General features: G+C 63.4%; 16 protein-coding genes, 1 tRNA gene and 1 pseudogene. 12 read left to right on the plus strand and 6 right to left on the minus strand.

Features of this window, described 5'->3' with window-relative positions; all coding sequences use genetic code 11:
- Positions 1–6: 6 nt before the first annotated feature.
- Positions 7–945 (plus strand): SURF1 family protein, encoded by a 939-nt coding sequence (locus AAFP29_RS19115; RefSeq protein WP_419218994.1) that lies wholly within the window; start codon positions 7–9, stop codon positions 943–945.
- Positions 946–963: 18 nt separating this feature from the next.
- Here AAFP29_RS19115 and AAFP29_RS19120 read toward each other — a convergent pair whose 3' ends face one another.
- Together AAFP29_RS19120 and AAFP29_RS19125 are read right to left on the minus strand one after the other, a co-directional pair.
- Positions 964–2,475: a trypsin-like peptidase domain-containing protein gene (locus tag AAFP29_RS19120; protein WP_419218995.1), complete on the minus strand. Its 1,512-nt coding sequence runs from the start codon at positions 2,473–2,475 to the stop codon at positions 964–966.
- A gap of 170 nt (positions 2,476–2,645) precedes the next feature.
- A complete protein-coding gene (locus tag AAFP29_RS19125; protein WP_419218996.1) occupies positions 2,646–3,575 on the minus strand; it encodes a cobalamin biosynthesis protein in 930 nt (309 codons plus the stop codon).
- A gap of 67 nt (positions 3,576–3,642) precedes the next feature.
- Between AAFP29_RS19125 and AAFP29_RS19130 the strand changes: the two genes are divergently transcribed.
- Together AAFP29_RS19130 and AAFP29_RS19135 are read left to right on the plus strand one after the other, a co-directional pair.
- Positions 3,643–4,476 carry a spermidine synthase gene (locus AAFP29_RS19130; protein ID WP_419218997.1) on the plus strand — a complete coding sequence of 278 codons (834 nt, stop codon included), beginning with the start codon at positions 3,643–3,645 and terminating at the stop codon, positions 4,474–4,476.
- A 134-nt stretch (positions 4,477–4,610) separates the two neighbouring features.
- Positions 4,611–6,728, plus strand: a complete 2,118-nt coding sequence (locus tag AAFP29_RS19135) for a protein kinase domain-containing protein (RefSeq protein ID WP_419218998.1) — start codon at positions 4,611–4,613, stop codon at positions 6,726–6,728.
- A 22-nt stretch (positions 6,729–6,750) separates the two neighbouring features.
- Here AAFP29_RS19135 and AAFP29_RS19140 read toward each other — a convergent pair whose 3' ends face one another.
- Together AAFP29_RS19140 and AAFP29_RS19145 are read right to left on the minus strand one after the other, a co-directional pair.
- The gene (locus AAFP29_RS19140) at positions 6,751–7,566 is read right to left on the minus strand and encodes a maleylpyruvate isomerase family mycothiol-dependent enzyme (RefSeq protein ID WP_419218999.1); all 816 of its coding nucleotides are present in this window, start codon (positions 7,564–7,566) and stop codon (positions 6,751–6,753) included.
- Positions 7,563–8,795: a family 1 glycosylhydrolase gene (locus tag AAFP29_RS19145; protein WP_419219407.1), complete on the minus strand. Its 1,233-nt coding sequence runs from the start codon at positions 8,793–8,795 to the stop codon at positions 7,563–7,565. The genes AAFP29_RS19140 and AAFP29_RS19145 overlap by 4 nt, the downstream gene beginning before the upstream one ends.
- Before the next feature lie 263 nt (positions 8,796–9,058).
- On the opposite strand from AAFP29_RS19145, the gene AAFP29_RS19150 reads away from it, so the two are divergent.
- Positions 9,059–9,133 (plus strand) — tRNA-Val (locus tag AAFP29_RS19150).
- Between the two features lie 80 nt (positions 9,134–9,213).
- Here the strand turns inward: AAFP29_RS19150 and AAFP29_RS19155 are convergent.
- Both AAFP29_RS19155 and AAFP29_RS19160 read right to left on the minus strand, forming a co-directional pair.
- Positions 9,214–10,575, minus strand: a complete 1,362-nt coding sequence (locus AAFP29_RS19155; RefSeq protein ID WP_419219000.1) for a site-specific integrase — start codon at positions 10,573–10,575, stop codon at positions 9,214–9,216.
- Positions 10,572–11,165, minus strand: coding sequence for a hypothetical protein (locus tag AAFP29_RS19160; RefSeq protein ID WP_419219001.1), 594 nt, complete (start codon positions 11,163–11,165; stop codon positions 10,572–10,574). The genes AAFP29_RS19155 and AAFP29_RS19160 overlap by 4 nt, the downstream gene beginning before the upstream one ends.
- 54 nt (positions 11,166–11,219) lie before the next feature.
- Between AAFP29_RS19160 and AAFP29_RS19165 the strand changes: the two genes are divergently transcribed.
- The 8 genes and pseudogenes from AAFP29_RS19165 (at position 11,220) to drmD (ending at position 19,826) form a co-directional block, all read left to right on the plus strand.
- Positions 11,220–11,540: a helix-turn-helix transcriptional regulator gene (locus tag AAFP29_RS19165; RefSeq protein ID WP_419219002.1), complete on the plus strand. Its 321-nt coding sequence runs from the start codon at positions 11,220–11,222 to the stop codon at positions 11,538–11,540.
- Between the two features lie 257 nt (positions 11,541–11,797).
- Positions 11,798–12,481, plus strand: a pseudogene (locus tag AAFP29_RS19170) (AAA family ATPase); the annotation flags it as partial.
- A 308-nt stretch (positions 12,482–12,789) separates the two neighbouring features.
- The gene (locus tag AAFP29_RS19175; protein ID WP_419219425.1) at positions 12,790–13,050 is read left to right on the plus strand and encodes a hypothetical protein; all 261 of its coding nucleotides are present in this window, start codon (positions 12,790–12,792) and stop codon (positions 13,048–13,050) included.
- Between the two features lie 257 nt (positions 13,051–13,307).
- Positions 13,308–13,619: a hypothetical protein gene (locus AAFP29_RS19180; RefSeq protein WP_419219003.1), complete on the plus strand. Its 312-nt coding sequence runs from the start codon at positions 13,308–13,310 to the stop codon at positions 13,617–13,619.
- A 465-nt stretch (positions 13,620–14,084) separates the two neighbouring features.
- Complete coding sequence (locus AAFP29_RS19185) at positions 14,085–14,396, plus strand: HNH endonuclease (RefSeq protein WP_419219004.1); 312 nt, start codon at positions 14,085–14,087, stop codon at positions 14,394–14,396.
- Positions 14,397–15,349: 953 nt separating this feature from the next.
- A complete protein-coding gene (locus tag AAFP29_RS19190) occupies positions 15,350–15,580 on the plus strand; it encodes a helix-turn-helix domain-containing protein (RefSeq protein WP_419219005.1) in 231 nt (76 codons plus the stop codon).
- A complete protein-coding gene (locus AAFP29_RS19195) occupies positions 15,577–16,671 on the plus strand; it encodes a DNA cytosine methyltransferase (protein WP_419219006.1) in 1,095 nt (364 codons plus the stop codon). The genes AAFP29_RS19190 and AAFP29_RS19195 overlap by 4 nt, the downstream gene beginning before the upstream one ends.
- Positions 16,672–16,673: 2 nt before the next feature.
- Positions 16,674–19,826 (plus strand): DISARM system SNF2-like helicase DrmD, encoded by a 3,153-nt coding sequence (drmD, locus tag AAFP29_RS19200; RefSeq protein WP_419219408.1) that lies wholly within the window; start codon positions 16,674–16,676, stop codon positions 19,824–19,826.
- Positions 19,827–19,936 lie beyond the last annotated feature (110 nt).

Consider the following 19,936-nt stretch of genomic DNA (forward strand, 5'->3'; position numbering starts at 1 on the left):
TGAGGAGTGCTCCGAACGTTTTTCCGCCCTGGCTGGATCGTGCTTGGGCTGATTGTTGTGGCGTTCGCGGCTTTGTGCTTTTCCATCCTCGCCCCGTGGCAACTCGGCAAGAACTCGTCGACCGAGAAACGTAACGACCTGATTAGGGTGGCCGTCGACACGCCCGCGGCGCCGGTCGATGACATCGCACCGCCGGGTAAAGCATTCGATCCCAACTCCGAGTGGCGGGAAGTGTCGATCGCCGGACGCTATCTCACCGATCAGCAGGTAATTGTTCGACTGCGGTCAGCTCAAGAACGACCGGCAACCGAAATCCTCACGCCTTTCGTCAGCTCCGATGGGCGCTCGTTTCTTGTGGACCGAGGATTTGTGCGCCCTGAACAAGGTCGCGCCGTCGCCGAGATCCCGGTTCCGCCGACCGAGGTGAGTACTATTCACGCCCGGATCAGGAAGAGTGAGGGCACCTCACCGGGTCGCGGCGCGCATATCGCCGACGGTACGAAAGCCGTCTACACCATCGACCCTGACGTCGTCGGCTCGCAGATCGGGCAACGCTTCGACGATTTCTATCTACAACTGTCCGCCAATCAGCCCGGCTCCCTCGGCGAAATCACTCTGCCCCAATTGGATTCGGGGCCATATCTGTCATATGGATTGCAGTGGCTGGCATTCGGGATCATGGCCCCGTTGGGCGCCGGCTACTTCATCTACACCGAGGTGAAACATCGTCGGGCACTGCGTAACTCCGCCTCGTCTACGGCAAGTATTGCCACGAGCGAAGCGACGGAGGACAGTTCTGCGTCCCCGGGGGCGGCAGATCAGATGCGCGATGCCGGCTTTGTGGCATCAGCCGCGACACAGCGTCATCAGATCGGTTCCGGTCCTGACGCCAGCGAGGCATCCGATGACGTCAAGACCAAACTGGCCAAACGCTATGGCGGATAGTTCGGGATTCCTGCTCGACTATTGCTGAAATGGATTCGGCGGATACGGATTTGGGCCTTGTTGACCGGGTCGCTGCTGTTGCGCGGGATGTTGTTGCAGGGGCTGCTGTTGCGGGGGCTGCTGGACGGGACGCTGCTGCCCAGGTTGTTGATTCGGCGGCAACTGCTGTCCCGGATATGGTCGCTGCTGCTGTGGACCGGGCCAGCCCGGTTGCTGCTGCGGTACCCCCGGCCCCCGATGCTGTGGCTGCTGCGGATTAGGCGCGAACTGCTGCGGCCGTGGCTGTGGCTGTGGCTGACCGAATCCCGAGCCACCCTGCGCAGGGCCACCCGGACCGAATACCGGGCGAGGCCCCTGCGCACCCGATTGGCCGAATGGCTGCACCGCGCCGCCAAAGGGTTGCTGCGGGCCAGCTGCACCCCCCGGGCCGAAGGGTCCACCGGGGTAGCCGAACCCCCGCTGCGCCTTACGTTTCCGCGAGCGGCGGATCAACAGCACGAGCACGAGCAGCACCAGCACCGCGGCCACGCCGATCAGCGGGCCAAGCCATAGCCACATATTGGACTTACCGGATTCCGATTCGTCGCTGTGCGGCGCCGCCAGAACGACACCGTGCGACTCCAAATACGAGCGCAGAGCGAGATTGTCGGTAATGAAGTCGAATGACGCGGTCTCGTCTTTAGTCACCGATGAGTTGGTACCGATGACATTGCCGGCCGCATCGACCGTCGGTCCGCCGGACATTCCCTGGCCCATACCCGCAGAGATTTCAGTCTTGGTAACCCCGTTGCCGGTGACTTGTCGCGACGACACCGTGCCCGTCTTATACGACGGCTGCGGGATGATGGACGTGTCGGTCACGATACGCACCGCACCGGGGAAACCCACAGCGGTGATTGCCTCGCCCGGCTGCGGCTCATTCGGCGAAATGGCAAGCGGGACAAGACTTTGATTGCCGATCCGCAGAACAGCGTTGTCGCCGTCGTCGAAGGTCTGGAAATCAACCACCTCGGCGTCGACCCAATCGGTGAGCACCTGCCCCGCACCGGACGGTTGCTGCACCGACACCGCGCGCGACGGGCCCGAACTAGAATCGCTGGTGGAACCAGATACCGGCCACTTAGCTGCGACTGCCGCCTTGTAATTCGCGGTAGCCTCGGTGTCGGACCACTTCAGTTCGGACGCAAGGAGTTCGATTGTCTTCTCCCGGAACGCATTCGCGATCTCTTCATCCTTGCCGTTCACACAATGACCGGCAGTAGCGATCGAGCCTTTGGTGTCGACGGCATAACCGGTACACGTGGATGTCAGCGACATTTCCGGCGTCCACACGGTGCCGCTGCGCAGCGGCACCTGAACATAAGCCTTGTAGACGGTCCGAATGAATACGATCGACGGACCGACCTGAGCGGAAATCGATTTGTCGGGAGCAGCCTGGGCGGCAGGTGCGGCCACCAGCGCGGCAAGCAGAGCCACGCATAACGTCACCAGCGTGCGCCGCGTGGTGAGTCCGATATGTGCCTGTCGCATAGCCGTCTAAGTCTCCTCGTTATGCGGCCCGGTCTCGCCGACCGGCGAGATGGAACAGCCGGTCCTTGACGCGATGCCAGCGGCCACCGAAATCGCAGATGGCCAAGGCTAACACGGCGAAATCGCCGATGACCTGCCCCGGCGCGGTCGGCGAGGCGAAGTTCAGTCAACTATCTGACAAGGAGCGCGGCCCCGACAGCGAGTGCTGCCGCGCCGTATTGAACGCGCCGCGATAAGGCCACTGCCGAGCGAAGATCGTCGACGGTAGGTTGCGGACCCGAGCCAAGCGTCGGGCGTTCCTCGACATGGTTCGGATAGACGGTCGTACCACCCAGGGAGAAGTCGAGGGCACCGGCAAATGCCGCTTCCACGACACCGGCATTGGGACTCGGATGTTTGTGGGCATCGGCCCGCCACGCGCGGATGGCGCTACACGGCGCGCCTCCCAATATCGCCGCGAGCAAACCCGAAAGTCGTGCCGGGATCAGATTCGCGACATCGTCAAGTCTCGCGCTCGCCCAGCCGAAGCGGTCATACCGAGCAGTGCGGTAACCGACCATCGCGTCGAGAGTGTTAATCATCCGGTAGCTGATCACACCGGGTGCGCCCGCGAACGCCGCGGCGACCAGCGGTCCCACCGCAGCATCGGAGGTGTTTTCCGCTACAGATTCGATGGTTGCCCGGCAGATACCTGCCTCATCGAGGGCAGCGGGGTCACGTCCGCACAAACTCGGGATCAGAGCGCGCGCGGCGACGATATCGCCGCGATCGAGTGCGTCGGCCATCAGATCGCCGATCCGGCATAGCGTTGTTCCACCCAAGGTCGACCACACCGCCACTCCGACTCCGAGCGCTCCCCCTCGTCGGATTGCCAATCCTGTTGCCGCAGCGACGCTTACGCAGGTCGCGGTGAACGCCAGACCCGCACCTCGCGAGTCGCGGTACACCGTGTTCTCGAGCTTGCCGGCCAACTGCCCCATTCCGGCCACCGGGTGAAAGCGGGACGGGTCGCCGAAGATCCGGTCCGCGACGGTGCCCAACACAATGCCGACAGCAACATCACGCGATCTCCGCACTCGTCGACTCGTCACATCGGTCATCGTACGAGGGCTCGGGACGGCGCGGGCGGCTGCATGTCCGGTGCGATGCTGTGTCACCGTAGTAGTCGTGGCCAAAACAGCTCCCGACCCCGTCGAGGGCGTGTATCCGATCGAAACGGGAAGTTGTGAACTGGTTCGGGATCGGTTCACCGACGGCTGGCTGTTGTCGATCAACGGGGCACACAGTTCCCATATCGACCCCGACGATCCGCTCGCACTCGACTTCGAATACATGCGATATATGGCCGCATTGCTCGCCGATCGCGCCTCGCCCGACGCCGCTCTGCGCGTTCTCCATCTCGGCGGCGCCGCATGCGCGTTACCGCGCTATCTGGCGCAGGCATATCCCGCGTCACGGCAGGTGGCGGTGGAAATCGATGCCGAACTCGCCAGGTTGGTTCGCGAGTGGTTCGACCTGCCGCGCGCACCGCGATTACGTATTCGCGTAGGCGACGGACGCGAGGTCGCGGCATCACTCACGGCACAGTCGCGCGACGTTGTGATCCGTGATGCCTTCGGCGGTGAACCGCCCCGAACACCCGCGCATCTGACGACCGTCGAATTCACCGAATCGATCCGCCGAGTTCTCACTCCCGGCGGACTGTATCTGGCGAACTGCGGAGACAGTCGCGACCTCACCCTGGCTCGCGCGGAGGTCTCCACCATCGCCGAGGTGTTCGGACACCTTGCCTTGGTGGCCGATGCCGGCATGCTCAAAGGACGTCGAACCGGCAATATTGTCATCGCGGCAAGCGACACGCCCATCGAGCCATCATCCGAGCTAGTGCGCACCCTGCTTGCCGACCCCCTTCCGGCGCAGATTGTGGCAGGTAGACGAGCACGCGAATTCGGTCGGGGCAACGTGCGCCACGACCGAGATGTCGGTTTGCCAAACGACTAATCCCAGGTCACCTAGTAAACTCATGCGGTGCGATGCGACTATTCTCCGAGGCGGCTGCCTGCTGGTCATGGGGTATTCGTATGCTCTTATTGGAATAGATATGTCAACCCCGCCGACGAGCCAGGGGGCAACAGGTGACGGAAGAGTCGTCGAGAGTCGGGACCACGCTTGGTCCATACCGCATAGACGCGCTGATCGGTCGTGGCGGAATGGGCGAGGTTTATCAGGCCTACGACACGGTCAAGGACCGCACCGTCGCTCTCAAGTTGCTCTCGCCGCAGTTGGTGGACAACGAGGAATTCCGAACTCGGTTCATGACCGAGTCACGCACCGCGGCCCGACTCTCCGAGCCGCATATCATCCCAATCCACGACTTCGGCGAGATCGATGGCCTGCTGTTTATCGACATGCGGCTGGTCGAGGGCCACGACCTGCGCAGTATCCTGAAGAAGGGCGCGATTCCGCCGGCCCGCGCGGCAAATATCGTCACCCAGATCGCCAATGCGCTCGACGCCGCGCATAAGAACAATCTGGTGCACCGCGACGTCAAACCCGACAATATTCTCATCGACGAGAACGACTTCGCCTATCTGGTCGACTTCGGTATCGCCCATGGCATGGGTGATACGAGTATGACGATGGCCGGAACCGCACTGGGCTCATTGGCCTATATGGCGCCTGAGCGATTCGGCGACGAGCCTGCCGGGCCAGCAGCGGATACCTACTCGTTGGCATGCGTCTTCTACGAGTCATTGACTGGGCGGCAGCCGTTTATCGGCAGTAGTACCGAGTCGTTGATCACCGCGCACCTCACCAAACAGCCGCCAACGATCGGCATCGCGCTTGATCCGGTGATCGCCTACGGCATGGGCAAGGATCCAACGTCGCGCTACGGATCGACCAAGGAGTTCGCTCGCGCTATCTCCCGGGCATTGTCGACCATGCCACCGGCACAACAGAACTCGGTGATCACGCCGCCACGTCCGCAGCCTGCGCAACCGCCACGGCACACCAGTTGGCCGACGTCGGCACCGGCACCCGGCCCGGCACCGATCCGCCCCGTCTTCCCTGGCGGGCAACCACCTTCGGGCCCGTCCGGACCTTCCAACCCGCAGGTTCCGTCCGGTCCCCAAGTTCCGTCCGGTCCACAGGTTCCGTCCGGTCCACAGGTTCCGTCGGGTCCGCAGGTTCGGTCCGGCCCCCAGGTTCCGTCGAGTCCGCAGGTTCCGTCCGGCCCGCAGGGCCCCTCGGGTCCGCAGTACCAGACCGGCACGCCACCATCGGGTCTCCACGGCGCACCACAGTTCTCATCCGGACCGTCGGGGCCGCAGTTCACTTCGGGACCGCAGACCGGCGGTATCGGATCAGGGCCGCATACCCAGTCCTCCCCGACCGGCTACGGTCCGCCCACGACACCCGCATACTTCACCGGTGCACCGAACAACTCTGGCGCGCAAGGACTTCCAGCACCACCCGGGGGCAGCAGGACCAAGAAGATCGCCATCATCGCGAGTATCGCGCTGCTGGTGATCGTCCTGGGCACCGTTGGCATCATCGTCGCGACCAGTGGTGGCGACGAGCCAGGACCCACCACAACAACCGGGTCCACCACCCCGGTGGCGGGTAACACCGTCGCATGTACCTACCGCACGGTCGATGCCAACGGCCCCACGTCGCCGAAACCGCCTACCCAGCAGCCCAATACCGGTTCGACTGTCATCGACGTCGACACCTCGCAGGGATCACTCACTCTGACACTGGATCATGCGCAAGCCCCGTGTAACACCGGTGCGGTTGTGTCACTGGCCAAGAACGGCTACTACGACAACACCACCTGCCACCGGCTTTCCGCCGGAGGTGTTCTGATGATCTGCGGCGACCCGACCGGCACCCAAGCCGGTAGCCCCGGATGGGCCAATATCGATGAGTTCCCAAAGACTTTCGCGTCCACCGGCGACACCGATTCGAAGGGGCGAGCGACTGTGACCTATCCGCGCGGAACAGTCGCGCTGGTCAACACCGACCCAACCGAACGCAGCAGTGCTTCCGAAGGCACCAGTGCCGGTCAGTTGATCCTCATCATGAAACCGATGGTCACCGCTCCGATCTATTCCGCGATCGGCACGCTCGATGACGCATCGCTGGCCATCTTGGATCGGGTCGCGGCGGGCGGCTATACGGCGGATAAGTCGAATAGTAACTACGGCCGTCCCAATACTCCGTTGGTCATTTCGACAGTGACGGCCAAATAGGTCTCAACGCAACGGTTTACGTTCAGATTACGTAGTTCAGGCTGGCGATGACCCGGTCGGCGAGCTCGGCATCACCTTCAACGCCGACTGAGGTTGGGTCGGCGCTTCGACGTCCACCGACGAGCCGCGCCAATTCGACGGCATCGACGGTGAGGGTGAGATCCGGTGTGGACGAACCGAAGTCGTCGACGAGACTGGCCCGCTGCTGGACGTCGATGTACGCGGTTGCCGTCGTCGCCCCGGTGACGTCGACGCGTACCCGGGTGCCCTGCGGCGCCCGCGCTCGCTTGCCGACCACGAATGGCAGGCTCGCGAATACCTCGGCCACGGCCCAATTCGCGGGCGCCCGTTGGGTCGGCGGGTCGAGCGTCAGGCTGTCGCAAAGGTCGACGTCGTGAATCCAGCAGTCGAAGATTCGGATGCGCATGAACCGACCGTAGGTATCTGGTCCGGCAGGCGTCAGCGCCTCCACGTCGAAGTCGCTCTGCGACATGCCATTCAGCGTCGCGGTACGTACGCCGATGATCTCGTCATAGGCTTCGAGCACCTGCGACCGTGCCGATGAGGCGAAGTGTCGAAGCCAACGTTCGTTGAGTTCACCGATCGGATTGTGCACGTGCACGACATCGCTGACGTCGATGTCGGGGACAGGCCGACCGTCGAGCGTCGACTCCGTGCCGATGATATGCGCGATGATGCCGCCGATCGACCACCCCGGCAGAGTCGACGGCCGCGACCAGGCATCGTCGTCGAATTGACTTGCGAGACTGCGTAATCGACCCCACTGTTCGATCAGGGCCGACCGCACTGCGCCGATAGGGACCACTGTCGACGTCATCGGACCGGCTCCGTGCAGCTCGACGGCGCGTCGGCTAGTGAGCACATCTGAGCTGGCCGGGTAGGTCGATAGTCACGTCGAACGCCGTCGCGCGCGATGATGTCGCGGTACACGCCGACCGCGTCGGTCGGCTTGCGACGCAGCGTCGGATCGGTACGGGCATCTACGGTGTAGAGCCCGAAACGCGGTGCGAACGTGCCCCATTCGTAGTTGTCGGTGAGACTCCAATAGTTGTAGCCCATGATCGGCATACCATCGGCGCGCGCGCGTTGTACCCAGTAGATGATGTCGGCTAGGTGATCGCCGCGACGGTAGCCGTCGGCGCGGGGTTTACCGTTCTGCGTTGCCATGCCGCTTTCCACGACGTAGAGCGGTTTGCCGGGGAATTTGCGGGCGTAGTGGCGTAGTGCGTAATAGATGCCGTCGGCGGCGATGCTGGCGTCCCACATCTTGCCGGTCGCGGCGTTGACGGCCCGAAGGTCGCTTGGGGCGATCGAGTAGTAGTAATCGATTCCCACAAAGTCGAGTTTGTCGGCGACTCGGTCGAGAAAGTTGGCGTCGATCGCTGGTTCCGCGGTCGGGATATACGCGACATTGGAACTCACCTTGGCACCCGGCTGCGTGCGGTGAATATAGTCGAAGATGTTGCGGTGCACCGTGATCAGTCGGTTCACCATTGCCCCCGACGCGGCGACCGGCAGTCCGCCGTGTCGCACCTCATTGATCAGATACATGGCCGGTTCGTTGATAGTGATCCACAGTGGATTCTTGGCGGCATAGCGGTCGACGACTGAGCGCGCGTAGTTCAGCCACTGTCCGGTGATCGCTGCGTTGTTCCAGCCTCCTCGGCCGGCCACCCAGCCCGGATACACCCAATGGTCGATGGTGATCATCGGTCGCATGCCTGCGGCGACGATGGAATTGATCACGTCGTCGTAGTAGGCCCATGCCGCTGCGTCGAAACTTCCCGGCGTCGGCTGTACGCGGGCCCACTCGATTCCGACCCGATAAACCTTGACGCCCAAGCCTTTTGCCAACGAGATGTCGGAGCGGTAGCGGTGCCGGAAGTCGACGGAGTTGCCGATCGGCTCCTCGGTCTTGCCTTCCCGGATATAACGCGTCCAATTGCTGTCGGGGCTGTGGCCTTCACTTTGAAAGCCCGATGCGGCCACTCCCCATAGGAAGTTGTCGCCGAGCGGCGCGGCGGCATACGCGGGCGGACCCGTCATCGCCAGTACTGATGCGCAAAGTGCTCCGACGACTGCCAGCCGCACCCCACCGACCCATAACGAGAACTTGTTCACTCGGTTAGCCTCGCATACCTCCGCTCAAGCGATGTACTGATCGAGCGATCAAAGGAAAGATCAGGGCCGCAGCGTCTCAGCCAGAGTCCCTACGCGGCGCGCTGACCTGCCGTTTTGGGTCTGAGCGCGACAACCGCTAAATTCATGTGTTGACTCTGCTCGCGCTTCACTGTCGCGGCGAGTCACCGGCGCGTATAGCTCAGCGGTAGAGCTCTGGTCTTACACACCAGCGGTCAGGGGTTCAAATCCCTTTGCGCGCACCACATATCCACAGGTCAAAGCATTTTCTAGCTCGGCCTAAGCCTCAGAAACCTCCGCACTGTGCCGAGAGTGTGCCAAGAGATCACGGTGAGCCACCACCGAACAGTTGCGCGCCAATGGCCTCCTGCTCCTTGTCGTCGCTGTGCCCGTAGACCCGCAAAGTGAGCGCCGGATCATGGCCGAGCCACTTGGCAGCTGCCACCGGAGAGAATCCAGCGGCCAGGAGGACCGACGCGGCCGTGTGCCTGGCGTCGTGGAGCCGGCTCACGGGGAGACCCGCGGCGTTGACCAGTCGGGTGAACTCGGCACTGTAGGCCTCCGGCCGGATCGGTGTCCCGTCCTCCCGGACCGCCACAAGATCGGTGTCCGACGACCATGCCGCGCCAATAGCCAGCCGCTCGGCGGCCTGGGTGGCCTTGAACGTGTGCAGCGCTGCCAGCACGTCGTCCGGGAGCCGGAGAGTTCGCCGGGAGCGCCACGACTTCGGATCTCCGGTGTCGGTGCCACCTGCAACCACGACGCGGCTGGATGCAATGGTCAGGGTCCCAGCCTCCAGGTCTACACGCTTCCAGGTAAGTCCGAGGACCTCGGATCGGCGCATCCCGGCCAGCGTGAGGAGCCAGAGCGCATAGTCACGGCGTCCGGCGACGTGCGCGCGGAATGTAGCGGCTTGGGCGGCCGTCCATGCTTTCATCTCGGTGGGTGTCACCTTGGGCCGCTCCACCAGCCGCGCGACATTGCGGGCCACCAGACCCTCGGCCATCGCGGCGTCCAGTGCGGCCGACAGTTGCACCAACATCGTGGTGACCGTCCGGGCCGAAACTCCGGACTGTTCCGGCTCGGCGAGGGCCTTGGCAGCGACGTACCGGCCGCGTGACGGGCGTTCGACGTACCCGCCCGAGCGGAGCCGATCCAATCGGCGGGTGGCCGCACCGCCAAACTCCGCTTCCACCTCGGCGTAAGTGACCCCAGCGTCACCGCGCTCGGAGATGAACGTGAGAAGCGTCTGGGCGGACTCGGACAGGTCCGGCGTGACGTTGCGACCCGACGCCATGCGCCACTCCACCAGGTCATCGACATGGGCCTTGGTGAGTTGCTGGAGCCCGAGGCCGCCGAGCCGGTCGACAACGGGCTTGAGCGCGTGCCGATACCCGGCCAGTGTCACCGGCCGAACGTCACGGCGGCCGTCCAGCCACCGTGCCAGGAACTCCCCGAGGGTTGCGGTGTGCCCGGCGACGTACGTCCCCGCGCTCACCTCGGTAGTGATCCGGCGATATTCCTTGCGGGCCTTGGCAATCGTCGGGTAGGTGAACCGGCGACGGTCGCGGCTCCCGTCCGGTTTCACACCGACATCGGCTTGGAAGGTGTACGACACCGCGCCGTTCTTCGCGGTCCGCTTGGTGATCGGTTCAGACCGGCGGGTCCGCCTATTGTGCTCAATCATACTGACGACTGCCTACGTGGGAGTTCATCCTCACCGAGGAAACCGAGATCCTTGGCCTTGCGTATCCATCGGTCCACGGTCGGGACCTCACAGTGCATTTGTGCCGCCACGGTCTTGCGTATCGGATGCCCGGTCCGCACGGCCGCCCGGACCCGCTGGGCAACCTCTCGATAGTGGTCGTCACCGTACCGGCGCCGGGCGGTGGCGGCCTCTGGTCTAGCCGATGCCTCAGCTCGGCGCGCGTCGGCGGCCTCGGACAGCTCATCGTCGGTCAGATCCTCATCGCCTGGCCGGGTGAGCACGGGGTCAGCGAACACGCCATCGGCGGCCAAGGCGTACCGCGCAGCGGCGTATGCCAGGCGTCGAGACGGGATGCCGCGCAACGTTTGTGGAGTGATTTGAGCGTCGGTCTCGGATCGGATCTGGAGGTCCACCAGCCTCGGCCCCTTACTCCCGGTGGTGATCCCGACGACGTAATAGTGTTCGTGGCCGACGAGGCGAACTGCGATCCCGTGAAGGTCGCCGCGCTCGCCGGCAACCCGGCCAAGGTCCATTACGTCGCCGGTTTTAAGTTGTCGATGTGTGCTCACAACCGATAGCTTAACAGTCTGGACAGTTCACACCAAGTGCGACAGTCTCGACTCATGGCAAACAACACGTACAACCCTCAGGACATGGACGAACTCCTCAGTCGTCCAACCGTTTCCGTCGAACAGGCTGGCCGCCTCTTTGGCATATCGCGTGCCCACGCCTACGCCATGGTCCGGGATGGGTCCATGCCGGCCATCAGGCTCGGGCCGCGTCGGGTCCGGGTTCCCTCGGTCCGGCTCCGCGAAATGCTCGGCCTCGCCGATACCCCGAGCCGATTCAACGAGTTGGCCGCTGCGCCACTTGACGCGACCGAGAGCCAAGCCCAGGCGCTCCACCGTCCGCAACCTGGACGGCGTGCCGTCGGATTCCTGTGACGTTTCGCGACGACCCAACCCGACCGCGAACACCGTCAAGGCCACTGGGCCAACACTTTACGAGAATCAGGAGGCACGAACATGCCAACGCAAACAGAAACGGTCCCCGGCGACCCGAACGCCGGAGACCGTCTCATCAACCCGTCGAACACGTCAACACTCGACACCTTCAGGATACCCCAGGTGGGTACCGGCGGGCGGCACGGCGGCGCTGTGCAATGAGCCGAGTAAACGGCACCGACATCGCGGTCGATCTCATGGCCACGCGGCTGGAGAAGGCCGTCAGGCTGGTCCACGATACCGGCGGCAACTCGCACGAGTTCGCCACCGCTGTGCGGAAGTACGCGACGAACAAACGCGCGGCCGAGGCCTATGAGCAGGCCAAGAATGAGGCCAAGTCGGCCGAGGTTGCCGAGCGCATTGAGGCCCTCTGGCTGGAGCGCGATGACCTGGACAACATCCCCGGTCTGGAGCCACTCCTTGGCACGCTCCTGTTCCGTAAGTCGCTGGTGGTGCTGGCCGGCGCGCCGGGGAGTTTCAAGACCTTTGTGGCCCTGGACTGGGCCGCCACCATCGCCACCGGCGGGTCCTGGCAGAACCACGGGGCCACGCGCGGGACCGTGGTCTATCTGGCGGGTGAGGGTGACGCCGGTTTCCCCAAGCGACTCCGGGCGTGGGAGATCGCCCACAACAAGGGAGCCAAGGCCCCTATTCAGGTATTCCCGCGACCGGCGGGTTTGCACCGTCCGGGAGATCCCGAGACCGAGGGCCTGGTGAACTCCATCATCCGACGCAAGCCCGACTTGGTCATCGTGGACACCCTGGCGCGCTATTCCCCTGGGATGAACGAAAACTCAGCCGAGGATATGGGCCAACTGGTCCAGGTCCTCTCCCGAATCAAGGACGAAACCGGCGCGGGCGTCGTGGTGGTTCACCACACGACCAAGGACGGCGGCACCGAGCGCGGCTCCTCAGCGCTGCGCGAGGCCTCGGACGCGCTCTACATGATGGAGTCCCCGAACAAGACCCGCCGGACGGTGGAGTTCTACATTGACCGATCTAAAGATGAGGCCTCCGGCGGTCCGGGGATCAAACTCGGCCTGGAAGTGGTGGACACTCCGCTCGGCTCATCGCTGGTGATCCCGCGGGTGGACCCTTTCGCCGCCGAGGTTGTCCCCGAGGCCCCGGCCGCCATGCCAACGGCCAAGGCCACCAACAAGGTCAAGCTCCCTGGAACATGTACGTCCACATGCGCGACACCGCCAACGGGTGGACCGCGGCCGAGATCCGGGCCTTGGTCAAGGACTCGCCGCTCAACCTCGGGCCAAACGAAAAACGCCGCTGGGGTGAGACCTGGGGCCAGGCCACCAAGGAAAACTACGTCATCCAGGCCGCCGGGACTCAACGGTGGGAGCTGGACGCCCGCCTGGTGGAAAACGAGTTCGGATTCTGCGCCGAGGCCGAGAACTACTACCGCCGTCATGTGCTTGAGGAGGGTTTCGATGCCTAATCCTGACAGGGGTCCGCTGCGGGGGGCCGGTGGGGTCCGTTGTGACTTGAGTCATAGGGGTCCGCTTGTGGGGTCCGCACGGGGTCCGGTGAGTCCGCTCAAGTCAGTTTCCCCAGGCCAAGGCCTGTTTCCCGAGCGGACCCCTAGCGGACCCAGGTCGATAGGTCCGCTTGAGGGTCCGGTCCGGGGTCTTTAGCCCCGGACAAGCGGATCGACCCGAGAACAAACAACAAAAACAAGGGCTTTGGAGGCCAACAATGAGCAATCCAATTCTGACCATAATGCTGGAGGCTTTGGTGAAGGAGGCCGCCCGACAACATCCAATCCGGGTAGTCCAAACGGCATCGGGTGGCTGGGATGTCACCGTGAGACTGGACGGCACCTACACCGACCGGGCCGACGCTGAGGCATCGGCGGAGTTCCTCACCGGCGCTCTCATCGACGCGGCCGAGCAACAGCAACAGCGGGCCTTACTTCCGTTCTCGGTCGCACGGGAAGCGGCATCGGCGGGGTCTGGTGTCCCTGACATAATCCTTGCGCTCGGTGAGCAGGATGACGAGTTAGCATGAGCGCACCCGCACCCGCACCCGCACGCGCCCGACGATCTGCGGACGCCCGCGTCCTCGCCGCCCCGCGACGGTCCGGTAGCTCTGGCCGCCGCAATTCTGCGCGCGTCAGCCGATCTGCGCGGGGCACGATGCACGACAACGCCGAGTTTATTCGACCCGGACCGTCCGGCTGTGGATCTCGGTTACGACGACGAATCTGCACGGTGGGCCGCGGTGCAGGACACCTGCATCTCCCTCCCCGTCCGTGGCCGGTGTTGGCAATGGATCAATGGAATGTCGATCAACTCGCGTCCGGCTGGACCGACGGCGGCGGGCATGGCCAACCCGTTTGCCCAGCGCCGCCCGGCTCAGCGCCACGCTCCCGAGCCAGATCCGCCGCCACGGGACCGGTGTGACCCCGCGGCTGAAACGTGGCGACCGGAGCCGATTCAAACCGAGTATTAACCGACGGCGGAGGAACCGCCGATGACCAAACGACTCGGCACACCGAACACCAGCACCGGTGAGCGCCAATATCGAAAACACCGAGCCCGTTTCCGTGCCCGTTGCGAGGAACTCAACGCGCCGTGCCATCTCTGCGGCCGTGCCATCTCCTACGACCTGGACGACGGGACCGACCCCGACAGTTTCGAGCTGGATCACTTCCACCCACGCAGCACACACCCCGAACTCATGCGCGATGTCGGCAACTTCCGCCCGGCGCACAGCGCGTGCAACCGGAGCCGCGGGACCAAGCCGGTGGTCCCGACCCTCGGGACGCCGTCGGAGGCGTGGTGAGGGTGGGTAGGGGTCGCAATCACGGGCGTTCGCCCCGCCCGGCACCTCCGCCGGTGAGGTTTCGTTTGAAAAACGCGCCGAGGCTCCGCCCCTCAAAACCTAGTCTTTTGATAACAGTTACCAAGATCGGAGCAATACTTTACGCAACTGCCGACATTTCCGACGATGCGCGGTCCACGCAGCCAGACTGCTCGCCGAGGTCGCACGCGATCCCCGCCGACGCTATGAGCGGGGCGGCACCTTATATCGACGTGACCCGCGCCACTGGCGAGAACGAGTTGCATGAAATAATTGCCGACAGCATCGCCGAGGCTCCAGCGCGCAGCTCATTGACGCGGCAAACTATGACCGCGCCAACCGAGGACTGGCAGCCGACACACTCAGGAACTGCATGCGCAGGCGCGACGAAGCGATCAGACAGCACAAGTTGTTTGACACGCACCCGGCGGTTGGCGCCCGCGCCGCGGTCGCCGCCCAAAGAACAGACACGGCGCATCGTGGGTCGAGCGCATCACCCGACCCTGCATCCACGACGAGCCGCGCATAGCCGTAGTGATCGCCGGAACAAGGCCACAACGAACGCCACGCATTGGAGCGCGACCAGCGGCTGCGTCTGTGTATCCATACCCGCATCTGCGGCACAGTCACGCGAACGGGCCGCACCACCCCACCTCCACGCGAGCGTTAAGTACCTGACCCGAACGACAGGCCACACTCACTCCAAATCGAGCCACTGCGCGCGGTCACGCCCACCGTTGCTGTCGCGCGAATCAACAAGACCCTCGCGGCCGGCCCAGGCGCACGGGATAAGCGGTCATTTGCGGTCGAATTCGGTTAGATGCGGGTTAAATCGGCAATAGAACTGCTAGCCTGAGGCGATCATGTTAAAACTGAGACGACCCCACATGCTGGCATGAGCCTGCCCCCAGTGGACTCATCCGGGAAGGCAACTTATGGCTGAGCCGGACGACCGTTGGCTCTCCGTCGACGAGATTTGTCAGCACCTCGGTGTTAGCAGCGACACTGTGTACCGCTGGATCGACCGCTCCGAGATGCCCGCGCACAAGATGGGTCGGAAGTGGAAGTTCAAGCGTGGGCAGGTTGACGCCTGGGTCGAGGCTGGCGGCGCTGCCGCCAACGAGGCGCGCGAGAGCCACACAGACACCGAGAGCAGGGATGAATGACCTCACAACGTCTCAGCATCAGCGCGGTCGACCTGTTCAGCGGAGCGGGCGGACTGACTCATGGTCTGGCCAAGGCCGGAGTCAACGTCAGGGTCGGCGTGGATGTCGACCCGGCGTGCGAGTACCCCTACACGGCCAACAACAAGGCGAAGTTCCTGCTGAAGTCAGTCGGCGACCTTGAGCCCGGAGACCTTACTTCGTTCTTCCTCCCCGGGAGCGTACGACTTCTGGCCGGCTGCGCGCCGTGTCAGACCTTCTCCTCGTACAACCAGAAGTCGTCAACCGAAGACGACCGCTGGTGGCTGCTGAGGCACTTCTCACGCCTCGCCAAGGAGATGCTCCCTGAACTCGTCACGATGGAAAACGTGCCTGGTCTGCTAAATCACGCCGTCTTCGACGAGTTCGTTGCATCGCTTGAGGAGAGCGGCTACAAGGTTTCCAAGCAGCTCGTCAACTGCCAGGACTACGGAGTACCCCAGCACCGGAATCGCCTTGTGCTGCTGGCGTCACGCATCGGCCCCATCAGCCTCCTCACCCCAGAGCAGTTCAAAGCGAAGCCGAGAAGTGTTCGTGACGTGATCGGGGAAGGCAAGGTTCCTGCGCTCGCAGCCGGGGCAGCCGACCCGAAGGACCGGCTACATCAGTGTTCGGGGCTCTCCTCACTGAACCTGCGCCGAGTCAAGGCATCCAAACCCGGAGGTACCTGGCGTGACTGGCCCGAGGAGTTGGTTGCGGAGTGCCACAGGAAGGAGTCCGGGAAGACTTACCCCGGCGTCTATGGCCGTATGACGTGGGACGATGCTGCCCCGACCATGACGACCCAGTTCTACGGCTTCGGCAACGGCCGCTTCGGTCATCCGAGCCAAGACCGCGCGATCTCGCTACGCGAAGGTGCCATCCTTCAGAGCTTCCCGCCGAGCTATCAGTTCGTCGCGCCGGACGCTCCAGTCCATATGAAGACCATCGGCAGACTAATCGGTAACGCTGTGCCAGTCGCTCTAGGTGAACTGATTGGGAAGAGCATCAAGGCACACGTCAAGGAGCATCGCGAGACGCTGCTCAGCCTTCGTGCTGAAGGGCAGCTCGCGTGACGATGACGAGCACCTTCACGACGCCTATCCCGAACCAGACAGTCCCCGAGCCTGGCCAACTCGTTGAAGTGCGACGCCGGCAGTGGGTTGTTGCCGAGGCGCCAAGCGGTAGCTCGCTGCCAGGCGCGCAGTCGCAGCATCTCGTCACTCTTGCGTCGCTAGATGAGGATGCTCTGGGGGAAGAGCTTCAGGTGATCTGGGAGCTGGAGCCGGGCGCGCGGGTGTTGGACAAGGCCGGGCTTCCTGCGATATCAGGTTGGGACTCCGATGATCGGCTGGAGGCGTTTCTCGACGCAGTGCGTTGGGGTGCCGCAACAAACGCCAACCGCTCATTTCTTCAGGCGCCGTTCCGAAGCGGCATCTCAATCGAGGACTACCAGCTCGACCCCTTGGTGAGGGCGATCGACATGGCCAGGGTGAACCTCCTCATCGCTGACGACGTGGGCCTGGGCAAGACCATCGAAGCCGGCCTGGTCGTGCAGGAACTCCTTGTCCGGCATCGAGCGCGGACGGTGCTCATTGTTTGCCCTGCGAGTCTCCAGGCCAAGTGGCAGACCGAGATGCAGGAGAAGTTCGGGCTGGAGTTCCGAATTGTTGATACCGACTACGTGAAGCAACTGCGTCGGAGCAGAGGCGTCCAAGCGAACCCATGGACATCGTTCCCACGCCTCATCACGTCGATGGACTGGGCAAAGAGCGGCGAAGGCCTACGGCTCCTCAAGGATGTCCTACCTCCGCAGGCGTTCTACCCACGCAAGTTCGACATCTTGATCGTGGACGAGGCGCACAACGTTGCACCCGCCGCTGCGACTCGGTACGCGTTGGAAAGCCAGCGGACCAGGTTGATTCGGACGCTCGCCCCGCACTTCACTCATCGACTCTTCCTGACTGCGACGCCACACAATGGCTATCAAGCGTCGTTCACGTCGCTTCTCGAACTGCTTGATGACCAACGCTTCGCACGCTCTATCCTGCCCGACGAGCAGCAACTGCATCGGGTAATGGTGCGTCGCCTCAAGAGCGACATCACCGACGCCGACGGTAACTCGGTGTTCCCTGCGCGGAAGCTCGTTCCTCTCGCAGTCGCGTATACTGATGAGGAGCGAGAAGCCCACGCCCTGCTCCAACGTTTTATTCTCGACCGCTCGAAGAGCGTCAGCGGGAGTAAGTACGCCTACGGTACCGACTTCGCCCACAAACTCCTCAAGAAGCGCCTCTTCTCCTCGCCCTCGGCCTTTGCGACAACTCTCGCCCGCCACCGAGAGACCTTGAGCCGAGGCCCGCGATCCTCGAAGAGCAGCCCGATGGACGACCGGGTTCTGCGCAAGGCCATTTTGCGAACTGAGGAAGACCAGGCCGACGACTCAGCCTTGGAAGATGCGCAACAAGAGGCGGTGGAGTTGGCGACCGAACTTGCGGCACCGCTCTCCCCGGAACAGCGGGACATGCTGGATCGTCTTACCGCATGGGCCGAGAAGTCACGCAACAAGGCCGACTCCAAGGCCACGGCCATCCTCGACTGGATCGCATCACACCTCAAGAATGACGATGGCGAGTGGAACGACAAGCGCGTCATCCTGTTCACGGAGTACCGAGCGACGCACACCTGGCTCCAACAGATTCTGGCGAGTCACGGTTACGGCGGCGACCGGCTCACATTCCTCCACGGTGACGTTGCGCCCGACGAACGCGAGATCGTCAAGGCAGCATTCCAAGCCGACCCGGCAGTGTCGGCCGTCCGCATCCTGCTGGCCACCGACGCTGCATCTGAAGGGATCGACCTCCAGAACTACTGCAACTACCTCATCCACGTCGAGGTTCCTTGGAATCCCAACGTCATGGAACAGCGCAACGGCCGCATCGACCGGCACGGCCAGAAGCAGGAGGCCGTGTTCATCTGGCACCCTGTCGGTCGCACACACGACGGCAGGGCATTGACGCCAGGCGAGGTCGTCGGCGACCACGAGTACCTGATGCGAGCCGCCAGCAAGGTCGAAACCATCCGCGAAGACCTCGGCAGCGTCGGCCCCGTAATCGCCCGCCAGATCGAAGAGATCATGCTCGGACGACGCACCGGATTCGACACGAGCTCCGCAGAAGCCCACGCCGCTCGCGCTCGCCGATTCGTTAGTGCGGAACGGCAACTGCGCGAGCGGATTCAGCGACTGCACAATACGCTCCTGCAAGCGCAGGACGAGTTTCATATGTCTCCCACGAACGTCGCCCGAGCTGTCGAGGTTGCCCTTGACCTTGCGGAAAAGCCAGCACTGATCCCAAGGCACCTGTCGACTGGCTCCGGCGCGACCATCTTCACCGTCCCAGAACTCGCCGGTTCCTGGGGTAAGGCGACGCACGGGCTTGAGCACCCGCACACCAGAGAACGACGCCCCATCACCTTCGACCACGCCGTAGCGAAGGGCAATGACGACGTAGTGTTGGCGCACATCGGACACCGGCTCGTCCAGATGTGTCTACGGCTCCTGCGTGAAGAAATCTGGAAGGTAGAAGACACCAAGAAGCTCCACCGTGTGACCGTTCGCTCCGTGCCTGACAGTCTGATGAGCCAACCAGTGGTGCTGCTCTGGTCTCGGCTGGTTGTCACTGGAGGCGACCACCGCAGGCTCCATGAAGAACTGCCCCTCTCCGGTGGGGAACTTGGCCACGATCGCTTCTCCCGCATCCATCAGGTGGGAAGGCGCGAGGAACTCCTTCGAGCCGCCGCACCGATCGCGCCGAGCGACGCGCTCTTCGCTGTTCTCAAGCGACGCTTTGAGAACAATGAACGGGCGATCATGGCGGCTGTCGAGGCCAGGTCGAAGGAGCGCCTCGACAGCTTGGACAAGACCCTGACCGACCGCATGAGCCACGACGTTGCAGACCTTGATGCGGTTCTCAGCGAGCTCGAACGAGCGATCACCAAGGAACTGAGGTCCGATGAGGAAGGCAGCGAGCTGTACCTACCGGGACTCTCTCCGCAGGAGATGAATCAGGTAACCAGGGACATTGCGGCGCTCGAAGCGCGTCTCGCCCGCATCCCAGAGGAGCGGCGCGCGGAAGAAGCCGCGATCATGCGCCAGTACGCCGATCCTGTGGCGCGGACGTTCCCAGCAGCCGTCATCTTCCTCGTCCCCGAGTCCATGACAACGGGGGGATGAGTACATGGCTATACGATCGCAACAAGTTGAATGGCTCTCGCTCGTCGAGGCAAGCGGCCCCTTTCTCGCACTTCCAGTTCTCGAACAAGCCTTCCCCCAAGGTCTCGACT

The sequence above is a fragment of the Gordonia sp. CPCC 205333 genome (assembly GCF_048537885.1).
In the GTDB taxonomy this organism is placed as follows: Bacteria; Actinomycetota; Actinomycetes; order Mycobacteriales; family Mycobacteriaceae; genus Gordonia.